Source organism: Ruegeria sp. YS9 (assembly GCF_024628725.1).
GTDB classification, from domain to species: Bacteria; Pseudomonadota; Alphaproteobacteria; order Rhodobacterales; family Rhodobacteraceae; genus Ruegeria; species Ruegeria atlantica_C.
In genome coordinates, this window is the sequence record NZ_CP102409.1 from 1,767,268 (window position 1) to 1,790,938 (window position 23,671).

At 60.0% G+C, this 23,671-nt stretch carries 26 protein-coding genes and 1 tRNA gene; 15 read left to right on the plus strand and 12 right to left on the minus strand.

The features are described 5' to 3' along the window. Positions 1–9 precede the first annotated feature (9 nt). The 6 genes from plsX to NOR97_RS09015 all read left to right on the plus strand — a co-directional run bounded on the left by plsX (position 10) and on the right by NOR97_RS09015 (position 4,393). Positions 10–1,098 carry a phosphate acyltransferase PlsX gene (gene plsX, locus NOR97_RS08990; RefSeq protein ID WP_170344015.1) on the plus strand — a complete coding sequence of 363 codons (1,089 nt, stop codon included), beginning with the start codon at positions 10–12 and terminating at the stop codon, positions 1,096–1,098. A 21-nt stretch (positions 1,099–1,119) separates the two neighbouring features. Then, positions 1,120–2,091, plus strand: coding sequence for a beta-ketoacyl-ACP synthase III (locus tag NOR97_RS08995; RefSeq protein ID WP_170344014.1), 972 nt, complete (start codon positions 1,120–1,122; stop codon positions 2,089–2,091). A gap of 96 nt (positions 2,092–2,187) precedes the next feature. Then, entirely contained in the window at positions 2,188–2,490 is a 303-nt protein-coding gene (ihfA, locus tag NOR97_RS09000) for an integration host factor subunit alpha (RefSeq protein ID WP_152458234.1), read from the plus strand. Between the two features lie 18 nt (positions 2,491–2,508). Further along, on the plus strand, positions 2,509–3,114 hold the full coding sequence (locus NOR97_RS09005; RefSeq protein WP_257598882.1) for a MerR family transcriptional regulator: 606 nt from the start codon (positions 2,509–2,511) through the stop codon (positions 3,112–3,114). A gap of 61 nt (positions 3,115–3,175) precedes the next feature. Beyond that, positions 3,176–3,252: transfer RNA gene (locus NOR97_RS09010), tRNA-Pro, on the plus strand. 61 nt (positions 3,253–3,313) lie between these two features. Continuing rightward, positions 3,314–4,393, plus strand: a complete 1,080-nt coding sequence (locus NOR97_RS09015) for a 2'-deoxycytidine 5'-triphosphate deaminase (protein ID WP_257598883.1) — start codon at positions 3,314–3,316, stop codon at positions 4,391–4,393. A 3-nt stretch (positions 4,394–4,396) separates the two neighbouring features. Here NOR97_RS09015 and NOR97_RS09020 read toward each other — a convergent pair whose 3' ends face one another. The 6 genes from NOR97_RS09020 to argS form a co-directional block, all read right to left on the minus strand. Next, positions 4,397–4,612: a hypothetical protein gene (locus NOR97_RS09020; protein WP_257598884.1), complete on the minus strand. Its 216-nt coding sequence runs from the start codon at positions 4,610–4,612 to the stop codon at positions 4,397–4,399. Positions 4,613–4,677: 65 nt separating this feature from the next. Then, positions 4,678–5,328, minus strand: coding sequence for an SMC-Scp complex subunit ScpB (gene scpB, locus NOR97_RS09025; RefSeq protein ID WP_257598885.1), 651 nt, complete (start codon positions 5,326–5,328; stop codon positions 4,678–4,680). Next, positions 5,321–6,115 carry a ScpA family protein gene (locus NOR97_RS09030; RefSeq protein ID WP_257598886.1) on the minus strand — a complete coding sequence of 265 codons (795 nt, stop codon included), beginning with the start codon at positions 6,113–6,115 and terminating at the stop codon, positions 5,321–5,323. The genes scpB and NOR97_RS09030 overlap by 8 nt, the downstream gene beginning before the upstream one ends. Next, positions 6,105–7,112: a beta-N-acetylhexosaminidase gene (nagZ, locus tag NOR97_RS09035; RefSeq protein ID WP_257598887.1), complete on the minus strand. Its 1,008-nt coding sequence runs from the start codon at positions 7,110–7,112 to the stop codon at positions 6,105–6,107. Before nagZ ends, NOR97_RS09030 begins: the two co-directional genes overlap by 11 nt. Beyond that, entirely contained in the window at positions 7,109–8,173 is a 1,065-nt protein-coding gene (locus NOR97_RS09040) for an SPOR domain-containing protein (protein ID WP_257598888.1), read from the minus strand. Before NOR97_RS09040 ends, nagZ begins: the two co-directional genes overlap by 4 nt. 88 nt (positions 8,174–8,261) lie before the next feature. After that, positions 8,262–10,007: an arginine--tRNA ligase gene (argS, locus tag NOR97_RS09045; RefSeq protein ID WP_257598889.1), complete on the minus strand. Its 1,746-nt coding sequence runs from the start codon at positions 10,005–10,007 to the stop codon at positions 8,262–8,264. Positions 10,008–10,140: 133 nt separating this feature from the next. Between argS and NOR97_RS09050 the strand changes: the two genes are divergently transcribed. Further along, a complete protein-coding gene (locus NOR97_RS09050) occupies positions 10,141–10,692 on the plus strand; it encodes a hypothetical protein (protein ID WP_257598890.1) in 552 nt (183 codons plus the stop codon). Here the strand turns inward: NOR97_RS09050 and NOR97_RS09055 are convergent, their stop codons facing one another. After that, positions 10,693–11,832, minus strand: a complete 1,140-nt coding sequence (locus tag NOR97_RS09055) for a deoxyguanosinetriphosphate triphosphohydrolase (protein ID WP_257598891.1) — start codon at positions 11,830–11,832, stop codon at positions 10,693–10,695. It lies immediately after the preceding gene. A 76-nt stretch (positions 11,833–11,908) separates the two neighbouring features. Between NOR97_RS09055 and NOR97_RS09060 the strand changes: the two genes are divergently transcribed. Together NOR97_RS09060 and xth are read left to right on the plus strand one after the other, a co-directional pair. Continuing rightward, positions 11,909–12,232, plus strand: a complete 324-nt coding sequence (locus NOR97_RS09060) for an iron-sulfur cluster assembly accessory protein (RefSeq protein WP_171204913.1) — start codon at positions 11,909–11,911, stop codon at positions 12,230–12,232. A 278-nt stretch (positions 12,233–12,510) separates the two neighbouring features. Beyond that, a complete protein-coding gene (xth, locus tag NOR97_RS09065; protein ID WP_257598892.1) occupies positions 12,511–13,290 on the plus strand; it encodes an exodeoxyribonuclease III in 780 nt (259 codons plus the stop codon). 4 nt (positions 13,291–13,294) lie between these two features. On the opposite strand, the gene NOR97_RS09070 is transcribed toward xth, so the two are convergent. After that, entirely contained in the window at positions 13,295–14,440 is a 1,146-nt protein-coding gene (locus NOR97_RS09070; protein WP_257598893.1) for an FAD-dependent monooxygenase, read from the minus strand. A 72-nt stretch (positions 14,441–14,512) separates the two neighbouring features. Next, a complete protein-coding gene (dksA, locus tag NOR97_RS09075) occupies positions 14,513–14,935 on the minus strand; it encodes an RNA polymerase-binding protein DksA (RefSeq protein WP_170344000.1) in 423 nt (140 codons plus the stop codon). A 382-nt stretch (positions 14,936–15,317) separates the two neighbouring features. Here dksA and NOR97_RS09080 point away from each other — a divergent pair, with 382 nt between their 5' ends. The 5 genes from NOR97_RS09080 to NOR97_RS09100 all read left to right on the plus strand — a co-directional run bounded on the left by NOR97_RS09080 (position 15,318) and on the right by NOR97_RS09100 (position 19,454). Then, positions 15,318–16,163, plus strand: a complete 846-nt coding sequence (locus tag NOR97_RS09080; RefSeq protein WP_152458249.1) for a MoxR family ATPase — start codon at positions 15,318–15,320, stop codon at positions 16,161–16,163. Positions 16,164–16,333: 170 nt separating this feature from the next. Then, on the plus strand, positions 16,334–16,723 hold the full coding sequence (locus tag NOR97_RS09085; RefSeq protein ID WP_374041620.1) for an N-acetyltransferase family protein: 390 nt from the start codon (positions 16,334–16,336) through the stop codon (positions 16,721–16,723). Further along, positions 16,720–18,087, plus strand: coding sequence for a DUF2927 domain-containing protein (locus NOR97_RS09090; protein WP_257598895.1), 1,368 nt, complete (start codon positions 16,720–16,722; stop codon positions 18,085–18,087). The genes NOR97_RS09085 and NOR97_RS09090 overlap by 4 nt, the downstream gene beginning before the upstream one ends. Beyond that, positions 18,068–18,265, plus strand: coding sequence for a hypothetical protein (locus tag NOR97_RS09095; protein WP_257600895.1), 198 nt, complete (start codon positions 18,068–18,070; stop codon positions 18,263–18,265). Before NOR97_RS09090 ends, NOR97_RS09095 begins: the two co-directional genes overlap by 20 nt. Before the next feature lie 4 nt (positions 18,266–18,269). Continuing rightward, entirely contained in the window at positions 18,270–19,454 is a 1,185-nt protein-coding gene (locus NOR97_RS09100) for a VWA domain-containing protein (protein ID WP_257598896.1), read from the plus strand. Positions 19,455–19,469: 15 nt separating this feature from the next. On the opposite strand, the gene NOR97_RS09105 is transcribed toward NOR97_RS09100, so the two are convergent. After that, positions 19,470–20,954, minus strand: coding sequence for an inorganic phosphate transporter (locus NOR97_RS09105; RefSeq protein ID WP_257598897.1), 1,485 nt, complete (start codon positions 20,952–20,954; stop codon positions 19,470–19,472). A gap of 181 nt (positions 20,955–21,135) precedes the next feature. On the opposite strand from NOR97_RS09105, the gene NOR97_RS09110 reads away from it, so the two are divergent. Then, the gene (locus tag NOR97_RS09110; RefSeq protein ID WP_170343995.1) at positions 21,136–21,822 is read left to right on the plus strand and encodes a M48 family metallopeptidase; all 687 of its coding nucleotides are present in this window, start codon (positions 21,136–21,138) and stop codon (positions 21,820–21,822) included. A 69-nt stretch (positions 21,823–21,891) separates the two neighbouring features. On the opposite strand, the gene NOR97_RS09115 is transcribed toward NOR97_RS09110, so the two are convergent. Beyond that, positions 21,892–22,434 carry an RSP_2648 family PIN domain-containing protein gene (locus NOR97_RS09115; RefSeq protein ID WP_257598898.1) on the minus strand — a complete coding sequence of 181 codons (543 nt, stop codon included), beginning with the start codon at positions 22,432–22,434 and terminating at the stop codon, positions 21,892–21,894. Then, entirely contained in the window at positions 22,431–23,633 is a 1,203-nt protein-coding gene (locus NOR97_RS09120; RefSeq protein WP_257598899.1) for an RSP_2647 family RNA methyltransferase, read from the minus strand. Before NOR97_RS09120 ends, NOR97_RS09115 begins: the two co-directional genes overlap by 4 nt. Positions 23,634–23,671: the final 38 nt, after the last annotated feature.

The following is a 23,671-nucleotide window of genomic DNA, read 5'->3' on the forward strand; positions in this document are numbered from 1 at the left end:
GACCAAGGCATGACTGAACAGCCCACGCACGCCGGACGGATCACCATCTCGGTCGACGCTATGGGTGGGGACGCGGGTCCCTCGGTCGTTGTTGCCGGTCTTGCGAAATCGGCCGACAAGAACCCGGATATCAGGTTCTTGTTACACGGGCCCGAACAGGTATTGCGCAAGCTTGTCGCCAAACGGCGTGTCCTTGAGGGGCGCGTCGTTTTTCGTGATTGCCCCGGTGTGGTCACGATGGAAGACAAACCCAGTCAGGTTGTGCGCAACGGCAAAGAGACCTCGATGTGGTCCACGCTGGAAGCGGTACGCCAGGGCGAAGCCCATGGCGCGGTTTCCTGCGGCAATACCGGTGCGCTGATGGCCCTGTCGATGATGCGCCTGCGCAAACTGCCGGGCGTGAACCGGCCGGCCATCGCGATACTGTGGCCCTCGCGCAACCCTCAGGGGTTCAACGTGATGCTGGATGTCGGCGCCGATGTGCGCGCCGACGCCAAGGACTTGCTGCAATACGCGCTGATGGGCGCCTCTTACGCGCGCAACGGTTTGGCCCTGAGCCGCCCCCGGATCGGACTGCTGAATGTCGGCACCGAAGAACACAAAGGGCGTGCCGAACTGAAAGAAGCGCACTCGATGATCGCGGGATTCGCAGAGCAGGCGAATTTCGATTTCGTGGGCTTCGTCGAAGGCAGTGACATCCCGGGTGACAAGGCGGATGTCATTGTAACCGATGGCTTTACCGGCAACGTCGCGATCAAAACCGGCGAAGGAACGGCAAGCCTGATCGGCGACCTGCTGCGGCAGGCCTTCAAATACTCTCCGCTATCCCGATTGGCCTCGATTCTGGCTATCACGTCGCTGAACCGTTTGAAGAAGCGGATCGACCCGCGGCGCGTGAATGGTGGCGTGTTTCTGGGTCTGAACGGCACCGTGGTGAAATCCCACGGCGGCGCTGACGCGACAGGCGTGTCAGCTGCAATCAAACTGGCCTTCACCCTGGCGCAGTCCGGCTTTTCCGAAAAATTGGCTGCGCGGGTTGCATCCACTGCCCAGCTTGCACAAGATGCCGCGCAATCAGTGCCGCAGACAGATAAATAACAAAAAAGGCAGTACCGGAAAATGGCAGGCCGTTCAGTTGTAGCAGGTGTCGGGCATTATTTGCCCGAACGCGTTGTTCCCAATTCCGAGTTTGAGAAAACCCTGGACACGACCGACGAATGGATCAAGACCCGCTCGGGGATCGAACGCCGCCACTTTGCTGCCGAAGACGAGACGACATCCGATCTGGCCACCAAGGCCGCCGAAGCCGCGCTGGCCGACGCAGGTCTGACGGCGGATGACATTGATGCAATCGTTCTGGCGACTTCAACGGCGGATCTGACTTTTCCTTCGGCCGCCACCATGGTTCAGGCTCGGTTGGGCATGACCAAAGGCTTTGCTTTCGATGTTCAAGCTGTTTGCGCCGGATTCGTTTTTGCACTGTCCAACGCAAATGCGCTGATTGTTTCCGGTCAGGCCAGGCGTGTGCTGGTGATCGGGGCCGAGACTTTCTCACGGATCATGGACTGGACCGATCGGTCCACCTGCGTTCTTTTCGGCGATGGCGCCGGTGCGGTTGTGCTGGAGGCCCAAGAGGGCACAGGCACCGCCGAGGACCGCGGTATTCTGGCAACCGACCTGAATTCGGACGGGCGCTACAAGGACCTGCTCTATGTCGATGGCGGCGTTTCGACCCAATCCACCGGGCATCTGCGCATGCAGGGCAATCAGGTTTTCCGACATGCCGTTGAAAAGCTTACGAAAACAGCAGAAACAGCGTTGGAACGAGCGGGGCTGAGCAGCTCGGACGTGGATTGGATCGTGCCGCACCAGGCCAACATCCGGATCATTCAGGGCACCGCCAAGAAAATGAACTTGCCGATGGAAAACGTGGTTGTGACCGTTCAGGATCACGGAAACACGTCGGCCGCATCCATTCCACTGGCCCTGTCCGTGGGCAAGCAGCGCGGACAGATCAAACCGGGTGATCTGATCGTGACCGAAGCCATTGGCGGCGGTCTGGCCTGGGGCGCAGTGGTTCTGCGCTGGTGACCGGCGCAAACCGGCTTACACAGCCGCCCGCAATTCATTGATATTGACAGCGAATTTGCCATACCCATATGCTTCAACAGCAACAGGGGAATTAGCATGGGCGACAAAACACTGACTCGAATGGACCTGAGCGAAGCTGTCTTTCGTGAGGTAGGTCTGTCACGAAACGAAAGCGCGCAGCTGGTTGAAAGCGTTCTGAACCACATGTCCGACGCCTTGGTGCGTGGTGAACAGGTGAAGATCTCGTCTTTCGGTACATTCAGTGTTCGCGACAAGACCGCCCGTGTCGGTCGCAACCCCAAAACCGGCGAAGAAGTCCCGATTCAGCCGCGCCGTGTACTGACTTTCCGCCCGTCGCATCTGATGAAAGATCGCGTCGCCGCAGGGAACCGCAAGTAAGTTCAGGACGTCCAGGTTATGAGTAAGTCCCCCGATGCCTTTCGCACCATAAGCGAAGTTGCGGACTGGCTCGGTGTTCAGGCTCATGTTCTGCGATTCTGGGAAAGTCGATTCACTCAGGTAAAACCCGTCAAACGCGCAGGTGGACGCAGGTATTATCGGCCCAACGACATGCGTCTGTTGGGAGGAATCAAGAAACTGCTCCACGAAGACGGTATCACGATAAAAGGTGTCCAGCGTATCCTGCGCGAACAGGGCGTCGCACATGTCGCGGCGCTGTCCCCTTCCCTGGATGACCCTGGCCCCGCCCCGATTGAGGCCGTTCAGGACACCGTGGTACCGTTTGAACCTAAGCCTGCAACCGCCACGGAACAGATTCGAATGGATCTGGGCGAACCGTCAAAGCAATCCGTCAAGGAAGGCGCGCAGGCCAACGCGCGTACATCTTCTGCATCACAGCCGGAGCCAGAGCCCGAACTGGATGCCGCGCCCTTGATGGGGGGAATCGCGTCGCTTGCGTGGAATCAGACAGATTTTGATGACGACCTGCTGCGGCGCATCGCTCCGATTGCAAAAGATCTGCGCCGCTGGCTGGACCGTGTCGAAACACAGGCGACGGGTTAGGACAAAAGGCATTGATTTCCTCTTGCCCCTGCCGGGAAAATCTTTATGAACACCCCAACGTCGGGCTATGGCGCAGCCTGGTAGCGCGTCCGTCTGGGGGACGGAAGGTCGCAGGTTCGAGTCCTGCTAGCCCGACCAAATTACACCGACGTTTATGGCACAAAGGCCAGATCCCGCTCTGGCACCAGGGGGGATCGAGATGACAGGTGTTTGCCCGAACCAACAGCTTGAGGCGATGATCGCGCGCGGTGAAATCACCGCCAACCCCGAGGTTCTGCCGGCGCAGATTCAACCTGCCAGCCTTGATTTACGTCTGGGAACAGTGGCTTACCGTGTACGTGCCTCGTTCCTTGCGGGGCAAGGCCGGACTGTCACGGACCGGTTGGCAGAGTTTGAGATGCACCGCATCGATATCTCGGATGGCGCGGTTCTGGAAAAGGGCTGCGTCTATCTGGTGCCCCTGATGGAATCGCTTGCCCTGCCCGACAGCATGAGCGCCGTGGCCAACGCCAAAAGCTCGACCGGGCGGCTGGATCTTCTGACGCGGACCATTACCGATGGCGGTACCGAGTTCGACCGGGTGCCCGCAGGTTACACAGGCCCGCTTTATGCCGAAATCTGCCCGCGCTCGTTCTCGGTGCTGGTTCGTCCCGGGATGCGCCTGAACCAGATTCGTTTTCGCCAGGGTCAGGCCGTGTTGTCAGATGCTGAACTGAGGTCCTTGCATGCCGAATCTCCGCTGGTGGACGGACCTGCGGTCATTCAGGACGGTCTGGGCTTTTCGGTCGACCTGCAACTGCCTGATACCGATCTTGTCGGCTATCGCGCCAAACCGCACACCGGGGTGATCGATCTGGATCGAATCGGTGAATACGACCCGCAGGACTATTGGGAAGAGGTGCGGACCAAAGATGGTTGCATCATCCTGGACCCCGGCGCGTTCTATATCCTGGTCAGCCGCGAGGCGGTGCATATTCCGCCGATGTACGCCGCTGAAATGGCGCCCTATCTGGCGATGGTCGGTGAATTTCGGGTCCACTACGCCGGGTTCTTCGACCCCGGTTTTGGCCACGCCGCCGCAGGGGGTGCCGGTTCGCGTGGCGTGCTTGAGGTGCGCTGCCACGAAGCGCCCTTCGTGCTGGAGCACGGACAGGTCGTCGGACGTCTGGTTTATGAGAAAATGGCTGAAATGCCGACGCAACTATATGGTGCAGGCATTGCCTCGAACTATCAGGGACAGGGCCTGAAACTGTCAAAGCACTTCAAAGCCGTAAGCTGACCCCTAGAATTTCATGAACCGGCGCATCTGGCGGGTCAGGCGTTGTGCCTGCCGCAGGTTCTGCGCATGTCGCGGTGCGCTGGCTTTTCCGGGCCCATTCGACGTGCCGGGTCCGCTGCCTTTTCGGCTGGCCAGATCGATGCCTTTGTTCACACCTTTGTTGACCAGACGGCGCATGACCTGACGCACAATCATATCGATGATCCGGTTTGCATTCATCGCTGAACTCCGTGTCCTCACGCACAAAGATAGACGCTTTATGCGGCAACAAAAGGGCTGTTCGATCACTCTTCCTCGAACAACTCGGTCTGGTCTTCGTCAACTTCGTCCTCGCGCCCCTCTCCCAGTGTGATGGCCCCCGGAGGAGGACGATTCTCCAACAATCCTGCGGCGCGCAGTTCTTTCAGGCCCGGCAGGTCGCGCGCGTTTTCCAGCCCAAAATGATCCAGAAACTCAGGCGTCACCACAAACGTCACCGGACGGCCCGGCGTCATGCGGCGGCGGCCCAGCTTGATCCACTCCATCTCAAGCAACTGATCGATGGTCCCGCGTGAAACCGACACACCCCGGATTTCCTCGATCTCGGCCCGCGTGCAGGGCTGATGATAGGCCACGATGGCCAGAGTTTCGATCGCGGCGCGGCTGAGCTTGCGGGTCTCGACCGTTTCCTTCTGCATCAGAAAACCCAGATCAGGGGCCGTGCGGATGGCCCAGGCATCCCCCACGCGCACCACGCGCACGCCACGCCCCTCGTAGCGTTTCTGAAGCAATTCAACCGCTTGCGCCGCGTCGCTACCATGGGGCATCCGCGCCTCAAGATCCGCAATCGTCACCGGCTCGGCGCTGGCGAACAGAACGGCTTCGACCATGCGTTCCTGTTCAGCCAGCGGAGGGGCCTCGAACAGCGTACCGGTCTCTTCAGGGGCATCAGTCACGTGTTTCGGTCCTCTTGCGCAAATGGATCGGAGCGAATGTCTCGCTCTGCTTGATTTCCATATGTCCCTCTTTCACCAGCTCCAGCGAGGCCGCAAAGGTCGCCGCCGTCGCTGACCTGCGCCGTACCGGGTCGGAATCCCAGCCATCGGGCAGGTAAGTTTCCATGTCGGTCCATGTCCCGGCAAACCCGATCAGCGGACGCATCCGTTCCAGTGCCTGTTCCATGGTGAACACCGAATCGCGGTCCATCACAAACGGGCGGAATTCATCACGGGTGCGGATGCGCGCATAGCCCTGCATCAGATCCAGCAGCGTGGCGGAATAGGTCACGGTGCGGATGCGGGTGATATCTTCGCCCTGCCCGCGTTTGAAGAAATCGCGCCCCAGCTGATCGCGCGCCATCAACCGTGCGGCTGCGTCGCGCATCGCCTGCAAGCGTTCCAACTGAAACGCCAGATGTGCGGCCAGTTCCTCGCCCGAGGGGCCTTCGTCATCCGGGTCTGGCGGCAGCAGCAAGCGGGACTTGAGAAACGCCAGCCAGGCCGCCATCACCAGATAGTCGGCGGCCAGTTCAATGCGCAACGCACGCGCCTTTTCCACAAAGGCCAGGTATTGCTGCGCCAGCGCGAGTACGGAAATTTTCCTCAGATCAACCTTTTGCGTGCGCGACAGGGTCAGCAGAACGTCCAGCGGGCCTTCGAACCCATCGACATCAACAATCAGCGCTTCGGCCGCAAGACGATCCGCGACCGAGACAGGGTCTTCGCTGAAAAGATTATCGTTCATATACCTGCCCGCCCATTAGGGCAGATAGTTCCGCTTCGACGGCAAGGATGTCAAGTTCCTGCGGAGCTTTGCGCATCGCCAGCGCCCGTTCTGCGCGGGCCTGTGCCACATCCGACATTTCTCCGGCCGCTTCCATCACCTGGGCGCGCTCGGCAAAGGTTCCGTTGCAGTGCAGAACGACGTCACAGCCCGCACTTATGGCTTGCCGCGACACGTCAGCGGGCATTCCGCTGAGCGCTTTCATTCCGATGTCATCGGTCATGATCAGCCCCTCAAAGCCAATCCTGTCGCGGATCACATCCATCATGGTTGCCGAGATGGTGGCAGGCCGCGGGTCAATCCGGTCATAGACCAAATGCGCGGTCATCCCCATCGGCAGATCGTTCAAGGCCCGGAACGGCCCGAAATCGCTGCGCTCAAGCTCCTCCAAGGGCAGATCCACATGCGGCAAGTCATGGTGGCTGTCCAACGTGGCACGTCCATGGCCCGGAATATGTTTGAGCACCGGCAGCACACCGCCATCCAAATGGCCCTGCGCCACGGCCTTGCCAATTCTGGAAACGCGTTCAGGATCAGCATCATAACAGCGGTTCTTCAAAAACTTGTGCGTCTCGGGGCGCGCGACATCGACCATGGGCGCACAGTTGCTGTCGATGCCCAGACCAAACAATTCATCGGCAATCAGGCGGTACCTCAGATACATGGCGCGCTCGGCCTGTTCTCCGGCATTGGCCACATGATCCAACGGAGGCAGCCATTCGCGGGCCAACGGCGCCCGCAAGCGCTGCACGCGCCCGCCTTCCTGATCGATTGTGATCGGGCAATTGCGCCCGACGGCCTCGCGGAAATCATCACACAAGGCGCGCACCTGATCCGCGTTTTCGATGTTGCGGTCGAACAGAATGAACCCGAACGGGTTCATCTGCCGAAACAAGTCTTTTTCCTGTTGCGTCAGGCGCAGGCCCTGAGCATCGGTGATCGTGGCACCGTACTTCACCGAACGGCCACCGGGATACAATCAGCCCCTTGCGCAACAAGCGCGGCACAAAACTGGCGCGAGTCGCTCAGGTCTTCAAAGCCCAGTACGCGCAGGCGGTAAAAGGTGCGTCCGCCGCTTGAAGTTTTCTGAATAACACGCTGTTTTCCTGCCATATATTCGCCGAACTTTCCGTTCAGGCGATCCCATTCCGTTTGCGCCACCTGAACACTGTCATAAGCCCCAAGCTGCGCCAGACGCGTGCCTTTCGCCAGCGTATCAGGATCAACATCCAACCCAACCGCAGCCTTCACCGCGGCATTGATCGCGTCTTCGGAATTCTCGCTCGGCGACATCTGGCTGCGAGAGGCACGCGCCGGGCGGGTCAACGGGCGCAAGGACCGGCGCACGCCCGGCAATTCGGCAATGGCCGGGTCCGGCAAGGCGGCTGCGAAATCGGCCGGGTCAATTGCGGGTTCTTCCTCGGGGGTGGTCAGCGATGCCACCTGTACGCCATCCTCAGAGTTTTGCTGCGTTTTGGTCGCCTCACCCGCCAGTTCCGCAACCAGCGCGTCCACTGCGTTCTGGCGCAATCGGGCGGCTTCCCGGGTTGAGATCGGCTTTTCCACCACATGCAGCGCCGGTGTCGGCTTCAGATCGGCGGCGGGGACGTCTTCATCCGTCAACGAGACCGGCCGCGGCGCAAGGATCAGGCGATCCGCCGGAGCGGCAGCACTGCCTTTGGCGGCCACTGCATTGACGGCCAAGCCCTGATGATCGGCGGGTGTTCCGCCCGGGTTTTCGGGCTGCACCCGCATCGGCCCTTCGGCAGCACGCACGACCGGCACGCCGCTGACATCGCGCATGACAAGCTTGTATCCCCAGACAGCGACGCCGGCGACCAGTGCCAGCGATGCGGCAGCCCCCAGGAAATTGACGGCCCGCCCCAGTCCGAATGCGCCGCGCGGCGCGTCGTAATCCTGCATATCGTCGGGATAGTCATACGCATCCTCGGAATGCGTTTGATTCGGGTAATGAATCTGCTCGGGGCTTTGGTGCCCCGAGTAATCGTAACTCGCCATGTCCGCCTCACTGCCCGTTTCGCGCCCGAAAACAAGGCGCGCGGGTCATTTCTTGCCTACCTCGTACCGGCGGTTCGGGCGATATTTGTTACCGCATCTCCTGCGCCGGGGTAACGCCAAGAATACCCAAGCCCGCTGAAATCACAACAGAAACGGCACGGGCCAATGCGATTTTCGACTGGCTTGTGGCAACATCGCCATCCTGAATGAAACGCAACTGGGTTTCGTCATTGCCCCTGTTCCAGAGCGCATGAAAATCCCCTGCAAGTTCATATAGATAGAAGGCGACGCGGTGCGGTTCGTTGGTCCGCGCAGCGATCTCGACCAGGCGTGGCCATTCGGCCAGCTTCTTGGCAACCGTCAGTTCGGCGGGGTGGTCCAGCGACGCCAGATCGGCCCCGCGCAGGGTTTCGTCGGAGACGTCGATCCCCGCCTCGGCGGCACGGCGCAGCACGCTCATCACCCGGGCATGGGCGTATTGAACGTAGAACACGGGGTTCTCGCGGCTCTGTTCCAGTACCTTGTCGAAATCGAAATCCAGTGGCGCGTCGTTCTTGCGGGTCAGCATCACGAAACGGGTCACGTCAGGGCCAACCTGATCGACCACATCGCGCAGGGTGACAAAGTTCCCGGCCCGTTTCGACATCTTGAACGGCTCGCCGTTTTTCCACAGTTTCACCAGCTGCGTCAGCTTGATATCCAGCGGCACCTTGCCGTCGGACAGGGCCGACACGGCCGCCTTCATCCGCTTGACATAGCCGCCATGATCGGCACCAAACACGTCGATCAACGCGTCAAAGCCACGGCTCACCTTGTCATAGTGATAGGCGATATCGGGGGCGAAATAGGTCCAGCTGCCGTCCGACTTCTTGACCGGGCGGTCGACGTCATCGCCATGTTCGGTGGATTTGAACAAGGTCTGTTCGCGCGGCTCCCAATCTTCTGGCTTTTTGCCCTTGGGCGGTTCCAGCACGCCTTCATAGATCAGGCCCTTTTCGGTCAGCGATTGCAGCGCGGCCTCGATCCGGCCCGTGCCATAGAGCGATTTCTCCGAGAAGAACACATCCATCTCGACGCCCAGCGCCTTCAGGTCGGCGCGGATCAGGTCCATCATCGCATCTGTCGAAAACTCGCGCAGCTCTTCCAGCCATTCGCTTTCCGGTTTGTCGATGAGGCTGTCGCCATATTTCTCTTTCAGCGCCTCGCCAATCGGGATCAGATAGTCACCGGGATACAGCCCCTCGGCAATCTCGGGGCTGAGGCCGTTGGCCTCGCGATAGCGCTCATAGGCCGAACGCGCCAGCACATCCACCTGCGCGCCACCGTCGTTGATATAATACTCGCGGGTCACATCATGGCCGGAATAGGCCAGCAGGCTTGCCAACGCGTCCCCGAACACCGCACCCCGCGTATGGCCCACATGCAGCGGACCGGTCGGGTTGGCCGAGACATACTCGACATTGACCTTCTGCCCCTGCCCCATGGTCGAGCGCCCGAAATCGGTGCCTTTTTCCAGCACCGCCGCCAACACGCCTTGCCAGACGGACGGCGCAAGACGCAGGTTCAGGAAACCGGGCCCCGCCACTTCGGCGCTTGTGATCCGGTCATCCGCCGCCAGTTTCCCGGCCAGCACATCCGCAATGTCGCGCGGCTTCATCCCGGCCGGTTTCGCAAGCACCATCGCGGCGTTGGTCGCCATGTCCCCATGCGCCGCATCACGCGGAGGTTCGACCGCCACGTTGTCAAAGCTCAGCCCTTCGGGCAATGCGCCTTCGGACTGCATCTGCGCCAGCGCGTCCAGTACAAGGCCGCGGATCTCGGAAAACAGGTTCATTTCGGATGTCCTTTTGCTTGTCGCGGGGTTTACCACGCAATGCGGCAAGGTCAATGGACGCCTAATGTTTAAGCTTGGTTTGGCGAAACATCTCGCTAATCTCAGGCCTGTACACAGCTACCGGAGACTGTTGATGCACCGCACCTTGTCTTTTGCCTTGCTTTTGTCCGCCGCCCTGCCTGCGCTGGCCGACCTGCCACAGCCGCAAGGCCACGTGCTGCTGACGCTGGGCGGCGCGGTCAGCGAAACAAACCTGCCCGCGCGCGGGGAGAATGACGGCGGTCTGCTGGGCTATCTTGAGGTCACGCATGGCGGCGCGGCTGGGTTTGATGCTGCCATGCTGGACGGGCTGGAGCAGTTCGAGATCACTATCCCCTATGGTCCTCCGGGCAATGAGCGGGATTACAGGTTTTCAGGCCCGCTTTTGGCAGAGGTCATGACATTGGCAGGGGCCGAGGGGAAAACCGCTCTTCCCATGGCGCTGGATGGGTATCAGGCCGAAATCGAGTGGGACAGCATCGCCACGCACAGACCGATCGTTGCAACGCATGCTGATGGCGCGCCGATGGGGATCGGAGGTTATGGCCCGACGATGATCGTGTTCCCACCGACAGAGAACGCCGATCAGTCGGCAAAACAAGCGGCTCAGCAAGTCTGGGCCATCGCCTATATCGCCGTGGAGTGATCAGCCGGTCAGCCGCGCGTGGTCCTGCAAGGCAAATCGGTCGGTCATGCCCGCGATGTAATCGGAAACGATGCGGGCCAACGCGGTGTCGTCCCTGGCAGCTTCAATGTCATCGTGCCAGCGCACAGGCATTTGCCTGGGATCGTTCATGTAGATCGGAAACAGATCTTCCACGATCTTTGCCACCTCTGCCCGCACTGACATCACCCTGGGTGCGCGATACATCCGGGTGAACAGAAACGCCCGGATTTCGCGCAGTTGCGCCCAAACCTCATCCGAGAACTGGATGACAGGATACCCAAGATGTCGGATTTCTTCGACGGACTGCGCGCCAGACACGGCAATGAGATCGCGCGAGGTGTTGATGACATCCGCCACCATGACCCCGAAAACCCGCCTGAGCGCTTCGTGACGCCGGCGATAGGAATCCAGCCCGGGGTATCTGGCATCCACCTCGGCGTAACAGACCCCGACAATCGGCAGGTCCTGCAAATCGTCATCCGTGAACAACCCCGCGCGTAACCCGTCCAGAAGATCGTGATTGTTATATGCTATGTCATCGGAAAGGGCCGCAACCTGGGCTTCCGCGCTGGCATGGGTGTGCAGTTCTAGATCGAAATCCTGATTGCACTCGGCCAATGCCCAGGGCAGATCCCCCTCAACCGGCCCGTTGTGCTTGGCAATCCCTTCCAGGCATTCCCAAGTCAGGTTGCACCCGTCGAATTCCGCATAGTGGCGCTCCAGCTTTGTGACGATCCGAATGGCCTGTGCGTTGTGATCAAAACCACCAAAGGGCTTCATCAACGCGTGCAACGCGTCCTCGCCGGTATGTCCAAAGGGCGTGTGCCCCAGATCATGCGCCAGGGCCACGGCTTCGGTCAGCTCTGGGTTCAGGCCCAAGGCACCGGCAATGGTCCGGGCCACCTGCGCCACCTCGATGGAGTGGGTCAGGCGGGTGCGGTAGCTATCGCCCTCATGTTCAACGAACACTTGCGTCTTGTGCTTGAGGCGCCGAAAGGCACTGGCATGAATGATCCTGTCCCGGTCGCGTTGAAAGCATGATCGGAAACTGCTTTCCTCCTCGGGCACATGCCGCCCCCTGGTGCGGTCCGGGTCCGAGGCAAATCTAGCTCTGTCCAAATGGCCTGTCCTTGTCGCCTGTCCTTGCGCTTTCTATATTGTATGGCGTAATGGAAGGAAACCATTGGAGACCGGCATGAATCTGCCCCCAACAGTCACGGAACGCGCTTTCGAACGCCTTGCTGAAATCGGCGCGGCGGATCAGGGTCAGGCATTGCGCGTCGCAGTGGAAGGCGGCGGTTGCTCGGGGTTTCAATACGAAATCGCTTTGGACACGCCAAAAGAAGATGATCTGGTCCTTGAAGGTAAAGGGCAAAAAGTCATTGTTGACGCGATTTCGCTGCCCTTCCTGGAAAACGCGGTCATCGACTTCACCCAGGAACTGATCGGTGCGCGATTTGTGATCGACAACCCCAACGCCACCTCTTCCTGCGGTTGTGGCACATCTTTTTCGATGTAACCGTGGGGGCTTTGCCCCCACACCCCCAGGATATTTTCAGCCAGATGAAGCAGAGGTCCGCCCTCTGACCGTAAGACCAGAGGGCTTCACCTGGCGCGGTCATCGGCGTCCCCGCCTGTACCGCCACTTCAGCTTGAAGAAATTCGGTTAATAATCCGTTTCTTCATCTGGCCAAAAATACCCCGGAGCGCGAGGCAGAGCCTCGCAAATCCGATCTCCGCCTTGCCGTTGGGCCCGTTCTGCGCGATAGGTTGCGCCAAGCCTTCGGAGGATCGCGCATGAAAATCGCCACGTTCAACATCAACGGCATCAAGGCGCGGGCCGAAGCCCTGCCCCGATGGCTGGACGAAGCGCAGCCGGACGTTGTGCTGTTGCAAGAGATCAAGTCGGTCGATGAAAGCTTCCCGCGCGAGATATTCGAAGAGCGTGGATTCAACGTGGAAACTCACGGGCAAAAAAGCTTCAACGGCGTTGCAATCTTGTCCAAGCTTCCCCTCGAGGATGTATCCCGCGGCCTTCCCGGCGATGACGCGGATGAACAGGCCCGCTGGATAGAAGCCACCGTCGTTGGCAAAAAGGCTCTTCGGATCTGTGGATTGTACCTGCCCAATGGCAATCCCGCACCCGGTCCGAAATACGATTACAAACTGGCATGGATGGAACGGCTATATGACCGTGCCCGTGATTTGCTGGCAACCGAAGAACCCGCGTTGATGGCGGGGGACTACAACATCATCCCGCAGGCGGAGGATGCCAAACGCCCCGAAGCATGGCGCGACGATGCATTGTTCCGCCCCGAAAGCCGCGCCGCATTTCGCAAAATCCTGAATCTGGGCTTCACCGAAGCGTTCCGGGCCACCACCCAAAGCGCGGGGCACTATTCATTCTGGGACTACCAGGCCGGGGCCTGGAACCGGAACGACGGAATTCGGATCGATCACTTTCTGCTGACCCCACAAGCGGCGGATCTAATGCGGGATTGCCAGATTGATGCAGCCGTGCGCGGGCATGAAAAACCTTCGGATCACGTGCCTGTCTGGGTCGATCTGGATATCTAGCGTTTCAGGCCGTGACGTCGTAGCTGTAGATCCATTCGTAGCGGCGCGACAGTTTCCGTCCGATGGCCATAAGCGCACATTGGGCCGCCAGACGGGCGGGGCCTGACAGGTGGAAATTTCGTGCGTTCGACCCGGCAGCGGCAACCACGCTTTCTGCCCTTGGCCGGCGCGTTTTCTCGTAGGCGGCAAGCGCGCTGGTGACACCCGAGTGTTCGTCGAAAGATCGTGCAAGCGTCCAGGCATCTTCCAGCGCCAGGCAAGCGCCTTGCGCCATGAACGGCAAGGTCGGATGCGCCGCGTCCCCCAGCAATGCCAGACGACCGTTTTGCCATTTTTCTGCAACTGGGCGCAGGAACAGGGCCCACAGATTCACATCCGAGACCTTTGACAGAATCTGATCTACCGGACCGCCGAACCCTGAAAAACGTGCGCGCAGCTCGTCCGGATCGCCGTTCAGCTTCCATCCCTCTTCCCGCCAGTCCGAGCGTTCCTCGACCGCAACGATGTTCATCATGCTTTGATCGCGCAATGGATAGGTTACGACATGCCGACCCGGCCCCATGGTCAGGGATGCCGTCACCACGTCTGAATCCGGTCGCCAGGGAATGGTGGCGCGCCAGGCGACCTGGTGCGTGAAATCGGGTGTCTCGGGCCCGTTCAGAGCCGGGCGAATCGTGCTGCGGCCACCGTCGGCGGCGATGACGCATTCGGCGCGCAGCCGCTCGCCGTCCGCCAACAGAATTTCGGCTTCGTTGGGGTGTTTTTGCACGTTGGAAACCTTGGCCCCCAGACGAACATCCACACCGGCCTTGCGGGCCGCAGAATGCAACAGATTCAACAAATCGGCACGGTGAAAATAATAGGTCGGGCCAGCCGAAGGCCCGGGCAGCCGGCTGACAACGCGCCCTTTGCGGTAATCGCGCAGGATCGTACCATGCGATTTCTGGCCCGCAGACAGATCCGCCACCCCAAGCGCACGCAACACGCACATCCCGTTTTCACTGATCTGAAGACCTGCGCCAACCTCGGTCAATGCCTGGGCTTGCTCCAGCAGGGTGACCTGCGCCCCGTGTTGCCGCAGCGCCAACGCAGACGCCAAACCGCCGATGCCGCCGCCAATTACACAGAAATTCAACCGATTGATCTTCATGCCCCCCGCATAACGCAAAAACGCCGGAGCCACAGGCCCCGGCGTTCGAAATTTTCCAGTTTCACCCGGCGATCAATCGTCGCGGTGGACCTTTTCGCGGCGCTCGTGGCGCTCTTGCGCCTCCAGCGTCATGGTCGCAATCGGACGTGCATCCAGACGTTTCAGCGAAATCGGATCGCCGGTCTTTTCGCAATACCCGTATTCACCTTCTTCGATCCTGCGCAGGGCTGCGTCGATTTTGGCAACCAGCTTGCGCTGACGATCACGTGTTCGCAGTTCCAGAGCGCGATCGGTCTCCTCGCTCGCACGGTCTGCGACATCCGGAATGTTTCGGGTGTTGTCCTGCAGCCCTTCGATCGTATCGCGGCTGCCCGCCAAAAGCTCGTTCTTCCAATCCAACAGCTTGCGGCGGAAATATTCAAGCTGACGGTCATTCATGAAAGGTTCATCTTCGGCCGGGCGGTAATCCTCCGGCAGAAAAACTTCCTGTTTCATATTTGCTCCCTCGGTATGGCCAGAAACGTCGGTCGCTGATGTTTCACCTGACATTTGGCACCCCCTTCTGCGCAGCGTTTAGCCGACGGGCGTGGGATTGTCACTACACAAACGTTGCTTCAGCACGCCCTCGTGCTGTTTTGTCTAAACATGAGACAAACAACAACAAAACCCTGTTTTTCTATGAAATTTAGCGGGCCTTTTTGAGGCAGGTGTCAATTGGCAGGGCACAATCGCGCGCACGAATCAACCAAAAGGGCTTGGAGTTCCTGCAAAAATCGCCTCAACCGACGCAGGGACGCGGGTTGTCAAAATCATTGACCGTCTGTAACCCGGACAACACAACCTGCCCACGGATCACGAAAAACCACACGAGAGGCCCATGACCGCACGCTTTCAAGGTACAGCCGAATATGTCGCCACTGACGATCTGACGATTGCCGTGAACGCCGCCGTCACACTTGAACGCCCATTGCTGGTCAAGGGCGAACCCGGCACCGGCAAGACAGAGCTGGCCAAACAAGTGGCCGGCGCGCTGGGGCTGAGGATGATTGAGTGGAACGTGAAATCCACCACACGCGCGCAACAGGGCCTGTATGAATATGATGCGGTCAGCCGCCTGCGGGACAGCCAGTTGGGTGAGGAACGTGTGCATGACGTGTCGAACTATATCCGCAAGGGCAAGCTGTGGCAGGCCTTCGAGGCCGACGAAAAGGTCGTTCTGCTGATCGATGAGATCGACAAGGCGGATATCGAGTTTCCCAACGACCTTTTGCAGGAACTCGACAAGATGGAGTTCCATGTCTACGAGACAGGCGAGACGATCCGGGCCAAGAACCGCCCGATCGTCATCATCACTTCGAACAATGAAAAGGAATTGCCGGACGCGTTCCTGCGCCGCTGTTTCTTTCACTACATCCGCTTCCCGGATGAGGCCACGATGCGCCGCATCGTCGAAGTACATCACCCCGGCATCAAGGATGCGCTGCTGACCACCGCCCTGACCCAGTTCTATGAAATCCGCGAGACGCAGGGGCTGAAGAAAAAGCCGTCAACGTCGGAAGTGCTGGATTGGCTGAAACTGCTGCTGGCCGAGGACCTGAGTGCCGAAGACCTCAAACGCGGCGGCGCAGATGCCCTTCCGAAACTGCATGGCGCGTTGCTGAAGAATGAACAGGATGTGCATTTGTTCGAACGTCTGGCCTTCATGGCACGCGGCAAACGATAGCCAGAGGGTGGCCGGACGGTGATCATGGCTTGCCTTGGGACGGCCCGAATGCCAGCATCGGCCCATCTGGCGAAACAGAGCTTCGCCGCCCACAGAATTGGATGAATCGCGTGGCGAACGCACTTACAATCCGCACCCTGCGTGCCGAGGACAAAAGCCAATGGGCCGACATGTGGCGTGACTATCTGGCATTTTATGAAACCGCCCTGCCCGATGATGTATACGAAACAACCTTTTCCAGATTGTTGGGCGACGATCCACAGGATTTTTCCTGTTTCGTTGCCGAGCAGAATGGCACCCTGGTCGGACTGACACATTATCTGTTTCATCGCCACGCCTGGAAGGTGGAAAAGGTCTGCTACCTGCAAGACCTGTTCGCGCAACCCGAGGCACGGGGGGCAGGCGTTGGCCGGGCCTTGATCCAGGCGGTCTATGATGAGGCCGATCGTCAGGGCGCGCCGTCGGTCTATTGGCTGACCCAGGAGTTCAACCACACCGCTCGTAAACTGTATGATCGCATCGGCACACTGACACCGTTCATCAAGTACGCCCGCTCATGAAGCGATTGAGTGCCCTTTTTCTGGCACTGATTGTTGCTGGCTGCGCGACGGTTGAAACGATCGAGCTGCCCGATCAGGTCACGGTCGTCGAAGTAAGCCTGCCGCCTGCCAAGTCTTTTTCAACGGCACGTCCTTCGCCGCCTGCTCGGTCCAACAAAAACATCGCCTCGGACTTCCTGTCCCTGCATTTCGAACTGGAAAGCGGGGCCGCCCTGCCCGTTTTCACGCGATTTGAGACCCCGGTCACTGTCCGTCTGACCGGATCACCGACCGCAAGCATGCAGCAGGATCTGACCCGGTTGCTCAATCGTCTACGGCGCGAGGCCGGGATCAACATCCGGCAGGTCGACGAAGGACAGGCCAATATCACCATCGAAGCCGTCAGCCAGAAAGACATTCTGCGCATCCTGCCCAACGCGGCCTGTTTCGTCGTCCCCAACTCGTCCAGCCTTGAAGAATATCGCCGTGACCGCCGAAAGATCAAAAGCAGCTGGACTGAACTGCGCAAACGCGAACGGCTTGGGATTTTCATCCCATACGACGTCAGTCCGCAGGAAATACGTGATTGCCTGCATGAAGAACTGGCACAAGCGCTTGGTCCGCTGAACGACCTCTACCATCTGCCGGATTCGGTGTTCAACGACGACAATATCCATACTGTTCTGACCGGGTTCGACATGCTGATCCTGCGGGCTGCTTATGCGCCGGAACTGCGCACCGGCATGACCCGAGATCAGGTCGCCGCGGTCATCCCGGGGGTTCTCAGCCGGATGAACCCGCGTGGGGACAGAGTGCCCGTTCAACCCTTCACGGATACGCCGCGCGAGTGGATTGACGCGATTCAGAAATCACTGGGGCCGGGGTCGGGTTCGCCCAGACAGGTGCGCGCGGTGCGAAAGGCGGCACGGATCGGTCAGCAACAGGGATGGACAGATCACCGCCGCGCCTATCCCCATTATCTGATGGGCCGGATGGAACAATTCCGGGACCCCAACGAAGCTCAGCGCCAGTTTCAGATTGCGCAGCAATTTCTGAAGGCCACGCCCGGCACAGAGGTGCATCAGGCCTATGTCACCACGCAAACCGCGGCTTTTGCGCTGGCACAGGACAAGGGGCCCAGTGTTCTGCCTGAACTGGACAGGGCCATCGATGTCATGACACGGGCTGAAAATGCGTCTCTGCTGGCCACGTTGCTGTTGCTGAAATCAGAAGCGCTGAAACAGGCGGGGCAGATACAGCAGGCACGTGCCGTTAGGCTGGACAGCCTGGGATGGGCGCGGTACGGGTTTGGCTCGGATCTGGTGGCCCAGTCATTGTCGCGGGGCAATGGCCGAAGAAACACGGATGGCACGAAAGACGGATGACACACATATGTTGGTAGTTCTGGGAATGGCGGCACTGGGTGCAACCTTGGGCGCCCTGACCGCGAAAAAGCGCAGCGGCAATCGGGCCGACATGGCGCAATATGCCGCCGGGTATGGCATTGCCTTTGCGCTGGTGGGTCTGGTGATCTCGCTGGTTCTGGTGCGTTTGGTGGCCTGAGACGATGTTCCTGCCCTTTTTCGAAAACCTTCGCAAAGCTGGCATCCCGGTATCGCTGCGGGAGTATCTGACTTTTCTGGAAGGCATGAAAAAGGGTCTGGCCACCTATGATGTCGAGGCGTTCTACTATCTCGCCCGCGTGTCGATGGTGAAGGACGAACGCAACATCGACAAGTTTGACCGCGCCTTTGCCGCCAGTTTCGAAGGGCTGAACGAAATCAGTTTCGATCAGGTTCTGGAAGCCGTCGACATTCCCGGCGACTGGCTGGCCAAACTGGCCGAAAAACACCTGTCGGACGAGGAAAAAGCCGAGATCGAAGCGCTTGGCGGGTTCGACAAGCTGATGGATACGCTGCGCGAACGCCTAAAGGAACAACAAGGCCGCCATCAGGGCGGAAACAAGTGGATCGGCACGGCCGGAACTTCTCCGTTCGGGGCCTATGGATACAACCCCGAAGGGGTCCGCATTGGTCAGAAGGAAAGCCGCCATCAGCGCGCGGTCAAGGTTTGGGACAAGCGCGAATTCAGGAACCTGGACGATACGGTTGAACTGGGCACGCGCAACATCAAGGTCGCCCTGAAACGCCTGCGCCGCTGGGCGCGCGAAGGTGCTGCCGAGGAACTGGATCTGGACGGCACCATTCGCGCCACCGCCGAGCACGGTTATCTGGACGTCAAGACCCGCCCGGAACGTCACAACGCGGTCAAGGTCCTGCTGTTCCTGGACGTTGGCGGATCAATGGACCCCCATATCAAGGTGGTGGAAGAGCTGTTTTCGGCCGCACGGTCCGAGTTCAAGCATCTGGAATACTATTATTTCCACAATTGCCTGTATGAAGGCGTCTGGCGCGACAACCGCCGCCGCTGGGACCAGCAGACGCCCACACATGAAGTGTTGCGCACCTATGGGCCCGACTACAAATGCATCTTCGTCGGCGACGCCTCGATGAGCCCATATGAGATCGCCTATCCCGGCGGTGCCAACGAGCATTGGAACGCAGAGGCCGGGCAGGTCTGGCTGCAACGCGCGCGGGATCAATGGACATCGAACCTGTGGATCAATCCCGTGCCCGAGAAGTACTGGGAATACACCCATTCCATCAGCATGATCCAGGAGATCTTCGAAGGCCATATGGTGCCGATGACCCTGGCCGGGCTGGAACAGGGAATGAAAGCGCTGACCCGTTGAGGTCAGCGCCAGAGTTTACCCGGCAATCACCTGAATCCCAAGAAACAGGATCGCTGCCAGCATGGCCGCTGCGGGAACAGTGATAACCCACGCGGCAACGATGGTCAGGAAATGCGACCGGCGAACCAGCTTGCGGCGGCGGCGTTCTTCCGCCGCGACGCGGGGGCGTTCGGGAAAAGCCAGCCTTGAGCGTTTCAGCCTTCGCTCGGCATCCCATTCCCGGAAGAACCCGACGCCGAATACAGCGCCAACCGCGATGTGGGTGGAACTGACAGGCAAGCCCAGCCAACTGGCGACAATCACCGTGATCGCGGCTGACAGTGCGACGCAATAGGCCCGCATCGGGTTGAGCTTGGTGATCTGGCTGCCGACCATGCGGATCAGTTTCGGACCAAACAGGAACAGGCCGAACGATATCCCAAACGCACCGATGACCATGACCCAATAGGGAATGCTGACGGCATGCGTGAAATCGCCCGAGGCAGAGGCCTGCACAATCGCGGCCAACGGGCCCACTGCGTTGGCAACGTCATTTGCGCCATGCGCAAAGCTCAGCAACGCCGCAGAGACGATCAGTGGAATTCCAAACAGAATTTTCAGCGATTTGTTGCGGTTCTCAAGCCCCTCGGACTGACGGCGGATAATCGGGATCATCACGGCCCAGATCAGCCCGCCACAGACCGCACCGATCAGCAGCGCCGTCCCGAGATCAATCTTGATGATCTTCTTGAGGCCCTTGAGCGCCAGGTAAGATGCAAAGGCGCCCGCCATGATCCCGACCAGCATCGGCACCCATTTGCGGGCCGCGGCGATCTTGTCTTCCTGATAGATGATCCTGGCCTTGATGAACCACAGGAAACCGGCTGCGACCAAGCCCCCCAGAACCGGCGAGATCACCCAGCTGGCGGCGATTTTGCTCATGGTGCCCCAGCTTACGGCACCGAACCCGGCAGCGGCGATCCCGGCCCCCATGACGCCGCCGACGACCGAATGCGTGGTGGAAACCGGCGCCCCGATCCATGTCGCCAGATTGACCCACAGCGCCGAGGAAAGCAGCGCCGCCATCATCGCCCATATGAAGACGTTGGCCGTTCCCATGCTTTCCGGCGCGATGATTCCTTTGGCGATGGTCGATACGACATCGCCCCCGGCGATGAGCGCTCCGGCACTTTCAAAAATGGCGGCAATGGCGATGGCACCGCCCATCGTCAGCGCATTCGCCCCCACTGCGGGCCCCATGTTGTTGGCGACGTCATTGGCCCCGATGTTCAGCGCCATATAGGCCCCGAACATCGCCGCGATCACGACGATGAGCGCGTTGCTGCCCTGCCCGAACAGGAAAGCGGCCACAAGGCCTGCGACAACAATGAATGCCAGGGCGATCCCTGAGCCCACAAAGGGCCGTCCAGCCTGTGCGGTCGCCATTTCGAGGCGTGAAAAGCGACGCAAATCCCGGTCGAGCGTTTCCAGGTGACGCGCTTCATAGTTCTTGTCGGTCATGGGTCCCTCATCGATAGCGCCCTGTCGGTTAAGTGGGATCGTTGAAATAATCAACAGCTCATGTCGCAAGATCGCAACTTATCGAAGTTTGTGCCGATTTCGGCGCACGAACATGCGGGTCCCGACGAACATCCCGCAGGTGTGACTTGCGCAATGCCCATGTTCGGACCATATCTTTGACATGCTTCGATTGACTCCGATCCTGCTGGCCATTGGCTATGCCATCGTGATGTACCGGATTTCCGTCTGGCGAACCCATCGTGAGCTGGATGCAAAATCGACCGAACTGGCCGATCCGGTGTTGAAACGGATGACGGATCGGCTGGCCGCGGCTTTGGGCATCGATCGGGTGCCCGTCTATATCTATGAGATCGACCCGGTAAACGGGCTGGCTGCTCCGGACGGTCGGATTTTCATCACGCGCGGGTTTTACCGAAAATTCCGCAACGGAGAGGTTTCGGCCGAGGAAATGGCCAGCGTCATCGCTCATGAGCTGGGACATGTTGCCTTGGGTCACGCAAGGCGACGGATGATTGATTTTTCGGGTCAAAACGCGATGCGGACAGCGCTGATCATGGTGCTGAACCGCTTTATTCCGTTTATCGGAGCGATGATTGCGAATGCCTTGACGTCATTGCTGGCCTCGCGCCTGTCGCGTCAGGATGAGTATGAGGCGGACGAATATGCCGCCGCCTTGCTGACCAAGGCCGGAATCGGGATCGGGCCGCAGAAATCCTTGTTTCACAAGCTGGAAGACCTGACGCAGCAACGGGCGGGCGTTGCCCCGGCTTGGTTGATGAGCCACCCGAAGACGGGTGAGCGCATTGCGGCACTGGAGGCCCTTGAGCAGCGTTGGGCGCGTGGCTGAGGGTGCGCAGCGAGAGGCCAGCCTCTCGCGCTCTCCGGAATATTTTTAGCCAGATGAAAGGGGTCCCGCTCAGGCGCTCAGGGCTTTGCCAAGGCGTGGTAGCCGGGCCTTTTTCATCAGTGCGCGCAGGGTCCATTGGTCGCCCGAGAGGCGGCTGGCCTCGGCAAGGACCTGAGCCGCGAGCATGTTCATACCCTTTGGATCAGCTTGCCAGAAACCATGCAGCAGGCTGTCGGGGTCTCGGCGGTCCAGGCCTTCTTCCGCCAATATGTTTTTGGGAAAATCCTTGGCGTTCACCGTGACGATCATATCGGCGGACGCGGCGATCGCCGTCGCCAGCACGTGGATATCGGCGGCATCCGGAAGCCAAAGACGGTCGTTCAGGCCTGCGTTCGCAGTCCGTTCGGCGTCCGGCCAGTTGGCTTGTGTCAGCACGATTTCGGCGCGGGCTTGCGCCTCGCCCGTCGGGCCCAGCTTGCGCGCGGCGCGGGCCCATTCTTCGAGGATGCGCGCGGACCAGATCGGAGTGAAATGGCCCAGGCGGGCAGCGCCCAAGAGCATCTCGCGCATTACCGTGGGATAGATGACGCAGGTGTCGAGCACGGCTTTCATAGGCGATAGAACACCGCTTTGAGATAGCCGCTTTCCGCCAGTTGCGGCAGTTGCGGGTGATCGGGGCCTGCAAAGCCGGTGTGGATCAGTTGGGCTTGGCGCCCGGCGCGGCCAATCCCACGGGAAGACGCATCACGAAAACGGCCCAGATCAGCGGCGTGCGAACACGAACACAGGCCAAGATAACCACCGGGTTTGACCAGCGGCGCCGCCAGTCTTGCGACACGTTCATACGCGCGCAGACCCGCATCCAGCGCTTGTCTGGACGGCGCAAACGCGGGCGGATCGCAGATCACCACGTCAAATCGCGCGCCTTCTTCGCCCAGTTGAGTCAGAACCTCGAACGCGTCGCCCTGCCGGGTCTGGAACTTTTCAGCAAGGCCCGACGCCTCGGCTCCTTTTTTTGCCAGGTCGAGCGCGGCGGCTGAGCCATCGACGGACAATGCCTGCACCGCACCGCCTGCAAGCATCGCCAGACCGAAACCGCCCACATGGCTGAACACGTCCAATACCTGCGCATCGGGATGAACCAGGCGCGCGGCAAAGGCGTGGTTGGGGCGCTGGTCATAAAACAGCCCGGTCTTCTGACCACCGGTCAGATCCGCCATGTAGGTGGCACCATTCATCGGCACCGGCAGGGGTGCATCGGGCGCAGTTCCGCACAATACTTGATTGACGTCGTCCAGCCCCTCCAGCCCGCGCGTGCGGCCCGAGGCGTTCTTCAGCACCGTGGTCACGCCTGTGACTTTGACCAGAGCCTCTGTCAGCAGGTCCAGGTGCGCCTCGGCCCAGGCCGCGTTTGGTTGAATGACGCAGGCCTCGCCAAAGCGATCGATGATGACGCCGGGGAAGCCGTCCGCTTCGGCATGGATCAAGCGGTAATACGGGGCGTCGAACAGGTTTTCTCGCAGATCAAGGGCGCGCTGCAAACGGCTCTCGAACCACGCCGCGTCAAGCTGCGCGTCGATGTCACGATCCAGCACCCGGCACATGATCTTGGACGCGGGATTGACCGCGACCAGCGCGATGGGCGCGCGTTTGTCGTCTTCGAGCACGGCCAAAGCGCCCGCTGGAATCTTGCGGGTGCGGCGGTCGGTGACGATGTCATTGGCGTAGACCCACGGGAAGCCATGGCGCAGGCCGCGCGCATTGGCTTTTGGTTTAAGGCGGATACGGGGGCGGTCGGCAGATTGAGTCATGGCGCCCTCATAGTCCTGAACGCGCCGGTGGGAAAGCC

Bases quoted from the DNA above. Each gene is read 5' to 3' on its own strand.
- plsX (WP_170344015.1), top strand. From the start codon at position 10: ATGACTGAACAGCCCACGCACGCCGGACGGATCACCATCTCGGTCGAC.
- NOR97_RS08995 (WP_170344014.1), top strand. From the start codon at position 1,120: ATGGCAGGCCGTTCAGTTGTAGCAGGTGTCGGGCATTATTTGCCCGAA.
- ihfA (WP_152458234.1), top strand. From the start codon at position 2,188: ATGGGCGACAAAACACTGACTCGAATGGACCTGAGCGAAGCTGTCTTT.
- NOR97_RS09005 (WP_257598882.1), top strand. From the start codon at position 2,509: ATGAGTAAGTCCCCCGATGCCTTTCGCACCATAAGCGAAGTTGCGGAC.
- NOR97_RS09015 (WP_257598883.1), top strand. From the start codon at position 3,314: ATGACAGGTGTTTGCCCGAACCAACAGCTTGAGGCGATGATCGCGCGC.
- NOR97_RS09020 (WP_257598884.1), bottom strand. From the start codon at position 4,612: ATGAATGCAAACCGGATCATCGATATGATTGTGCGTCAGGTCATGCGC.
- NOR97_RS09030 (WP_257598886.1), bottom strand. From the start codon at position 6,115: ATGAACGATAATCTTTTCAGCGAAGACCCTGTCTCGGTCGCGGATCGT.
- NOR97_RS09040 (WP_257598888.1), bottom strand. From the start codon at position 8,173: ATGGCGAGTTACGATTACTCGGGGCACCAAAGCCCCGAGCAGATTCAT.
- argS (WP_257598889.1), bottom strand. From the start codon at position 10,007: ATGAACCTGTTTTCCGAGATCCGCGGCCTTGTACTGGACGCGCTGGCG.
- NOR97_RS09050 (WP_257598890.1), top strand. From the start codon at position 10,141: ATGCACCGCACCTTGTCTTTTGCCTTGCTTTTGTCCGCCGCCCTGCCT.
- NOR97_RS09060 (WP_171204913.1), top strand. From the start codon at position 11,909: ATGAATCTGCCCCCAACAGTCACGGAACGCGCTTTCGAACGCCTTGCT.
- xth (WP_257598892.1), top strand. From the start codon at position 12,511: ATGAAAATCGCCACGTTCAACATCAACGGCATCAAGGCGCGGGCCGAA.
- NOR97_RS09070 (WP_257598893.1), bottom strand. From the start codon at position 14,440: ATGAAGATCAATCGGTTGAATTTCTGTGTAATTGGCGGCGGCATCGGC.
- dksA (WP_170344000.1), bottom strand. From the start codon at position 14,935: ATGAAACAGGAAGTTTTTCTGCCGGAGGATTACCGCCCGGCCGAAGAT.
- NOR97_RS09080 (WP_152458249.1), top strand. From the start codon at position 15,318: ATGACCGCACGCTTTCAAGGTACAGCCGAATATGTCGCCACTGACGAT.
- NOR97_RS09085 (WP_374041620.1), top strand. From the start codon at position 16,334: ATGTGGCGTGACTATCTGGCATTTTATGAAACCGCCCTGCCCGATGAT.
- NOR97_RS09090 (WP_257598895.1), top strand. From the start codon at position 16,720: ATGAAGCGATTGAGTGCCCTTTTTCTGGCACTGATTGTTGCTGGCTGC.
- NOR97_RS09095 (WP_257600895.1), top strand. From the start codon at position 18,068: ATGGCACGAAAGACGGATGACACACATATGTTGGTAGTTCTGGGAATG.
- NOR97_RS09100 (WP_257598896.1), top strand. From the start codon at position 18,270: ATGTTCCTGCCCTTTTTCGAAAACCTTCGCAAAGCTGGCATCCCGGTA.
- NOR97_RS09105 (WP_257598897.1), bottom strand. From the start codon at position 20,954: ATGACCGACAAGAACTATGAAGCGCGTCACCTGGAAACGCTCGACCGG.
- NOR97_RS09110 (WP_170343995.1), top strand. From the start codon at position 21,136: ATGCTTCGATTGACTCCGATCCTGCTGGCCATTGGCTATGCCATCGTG.
- NOR97_RS09115 (WP_257598898.1), bottom strand. From the start codon at position 22,434: ATGAAAGCCGTGCTCGACACCTGCGTCATCTATCCCACGGTAATGCGC.
- NOR97_RS09120 (WP_257598899.1), bottom strand. From the start codon at position 23,633: ATGACTCAATCTGCCGACCGCCCCCGTATCCGCCTTAAACCAAAAGCC.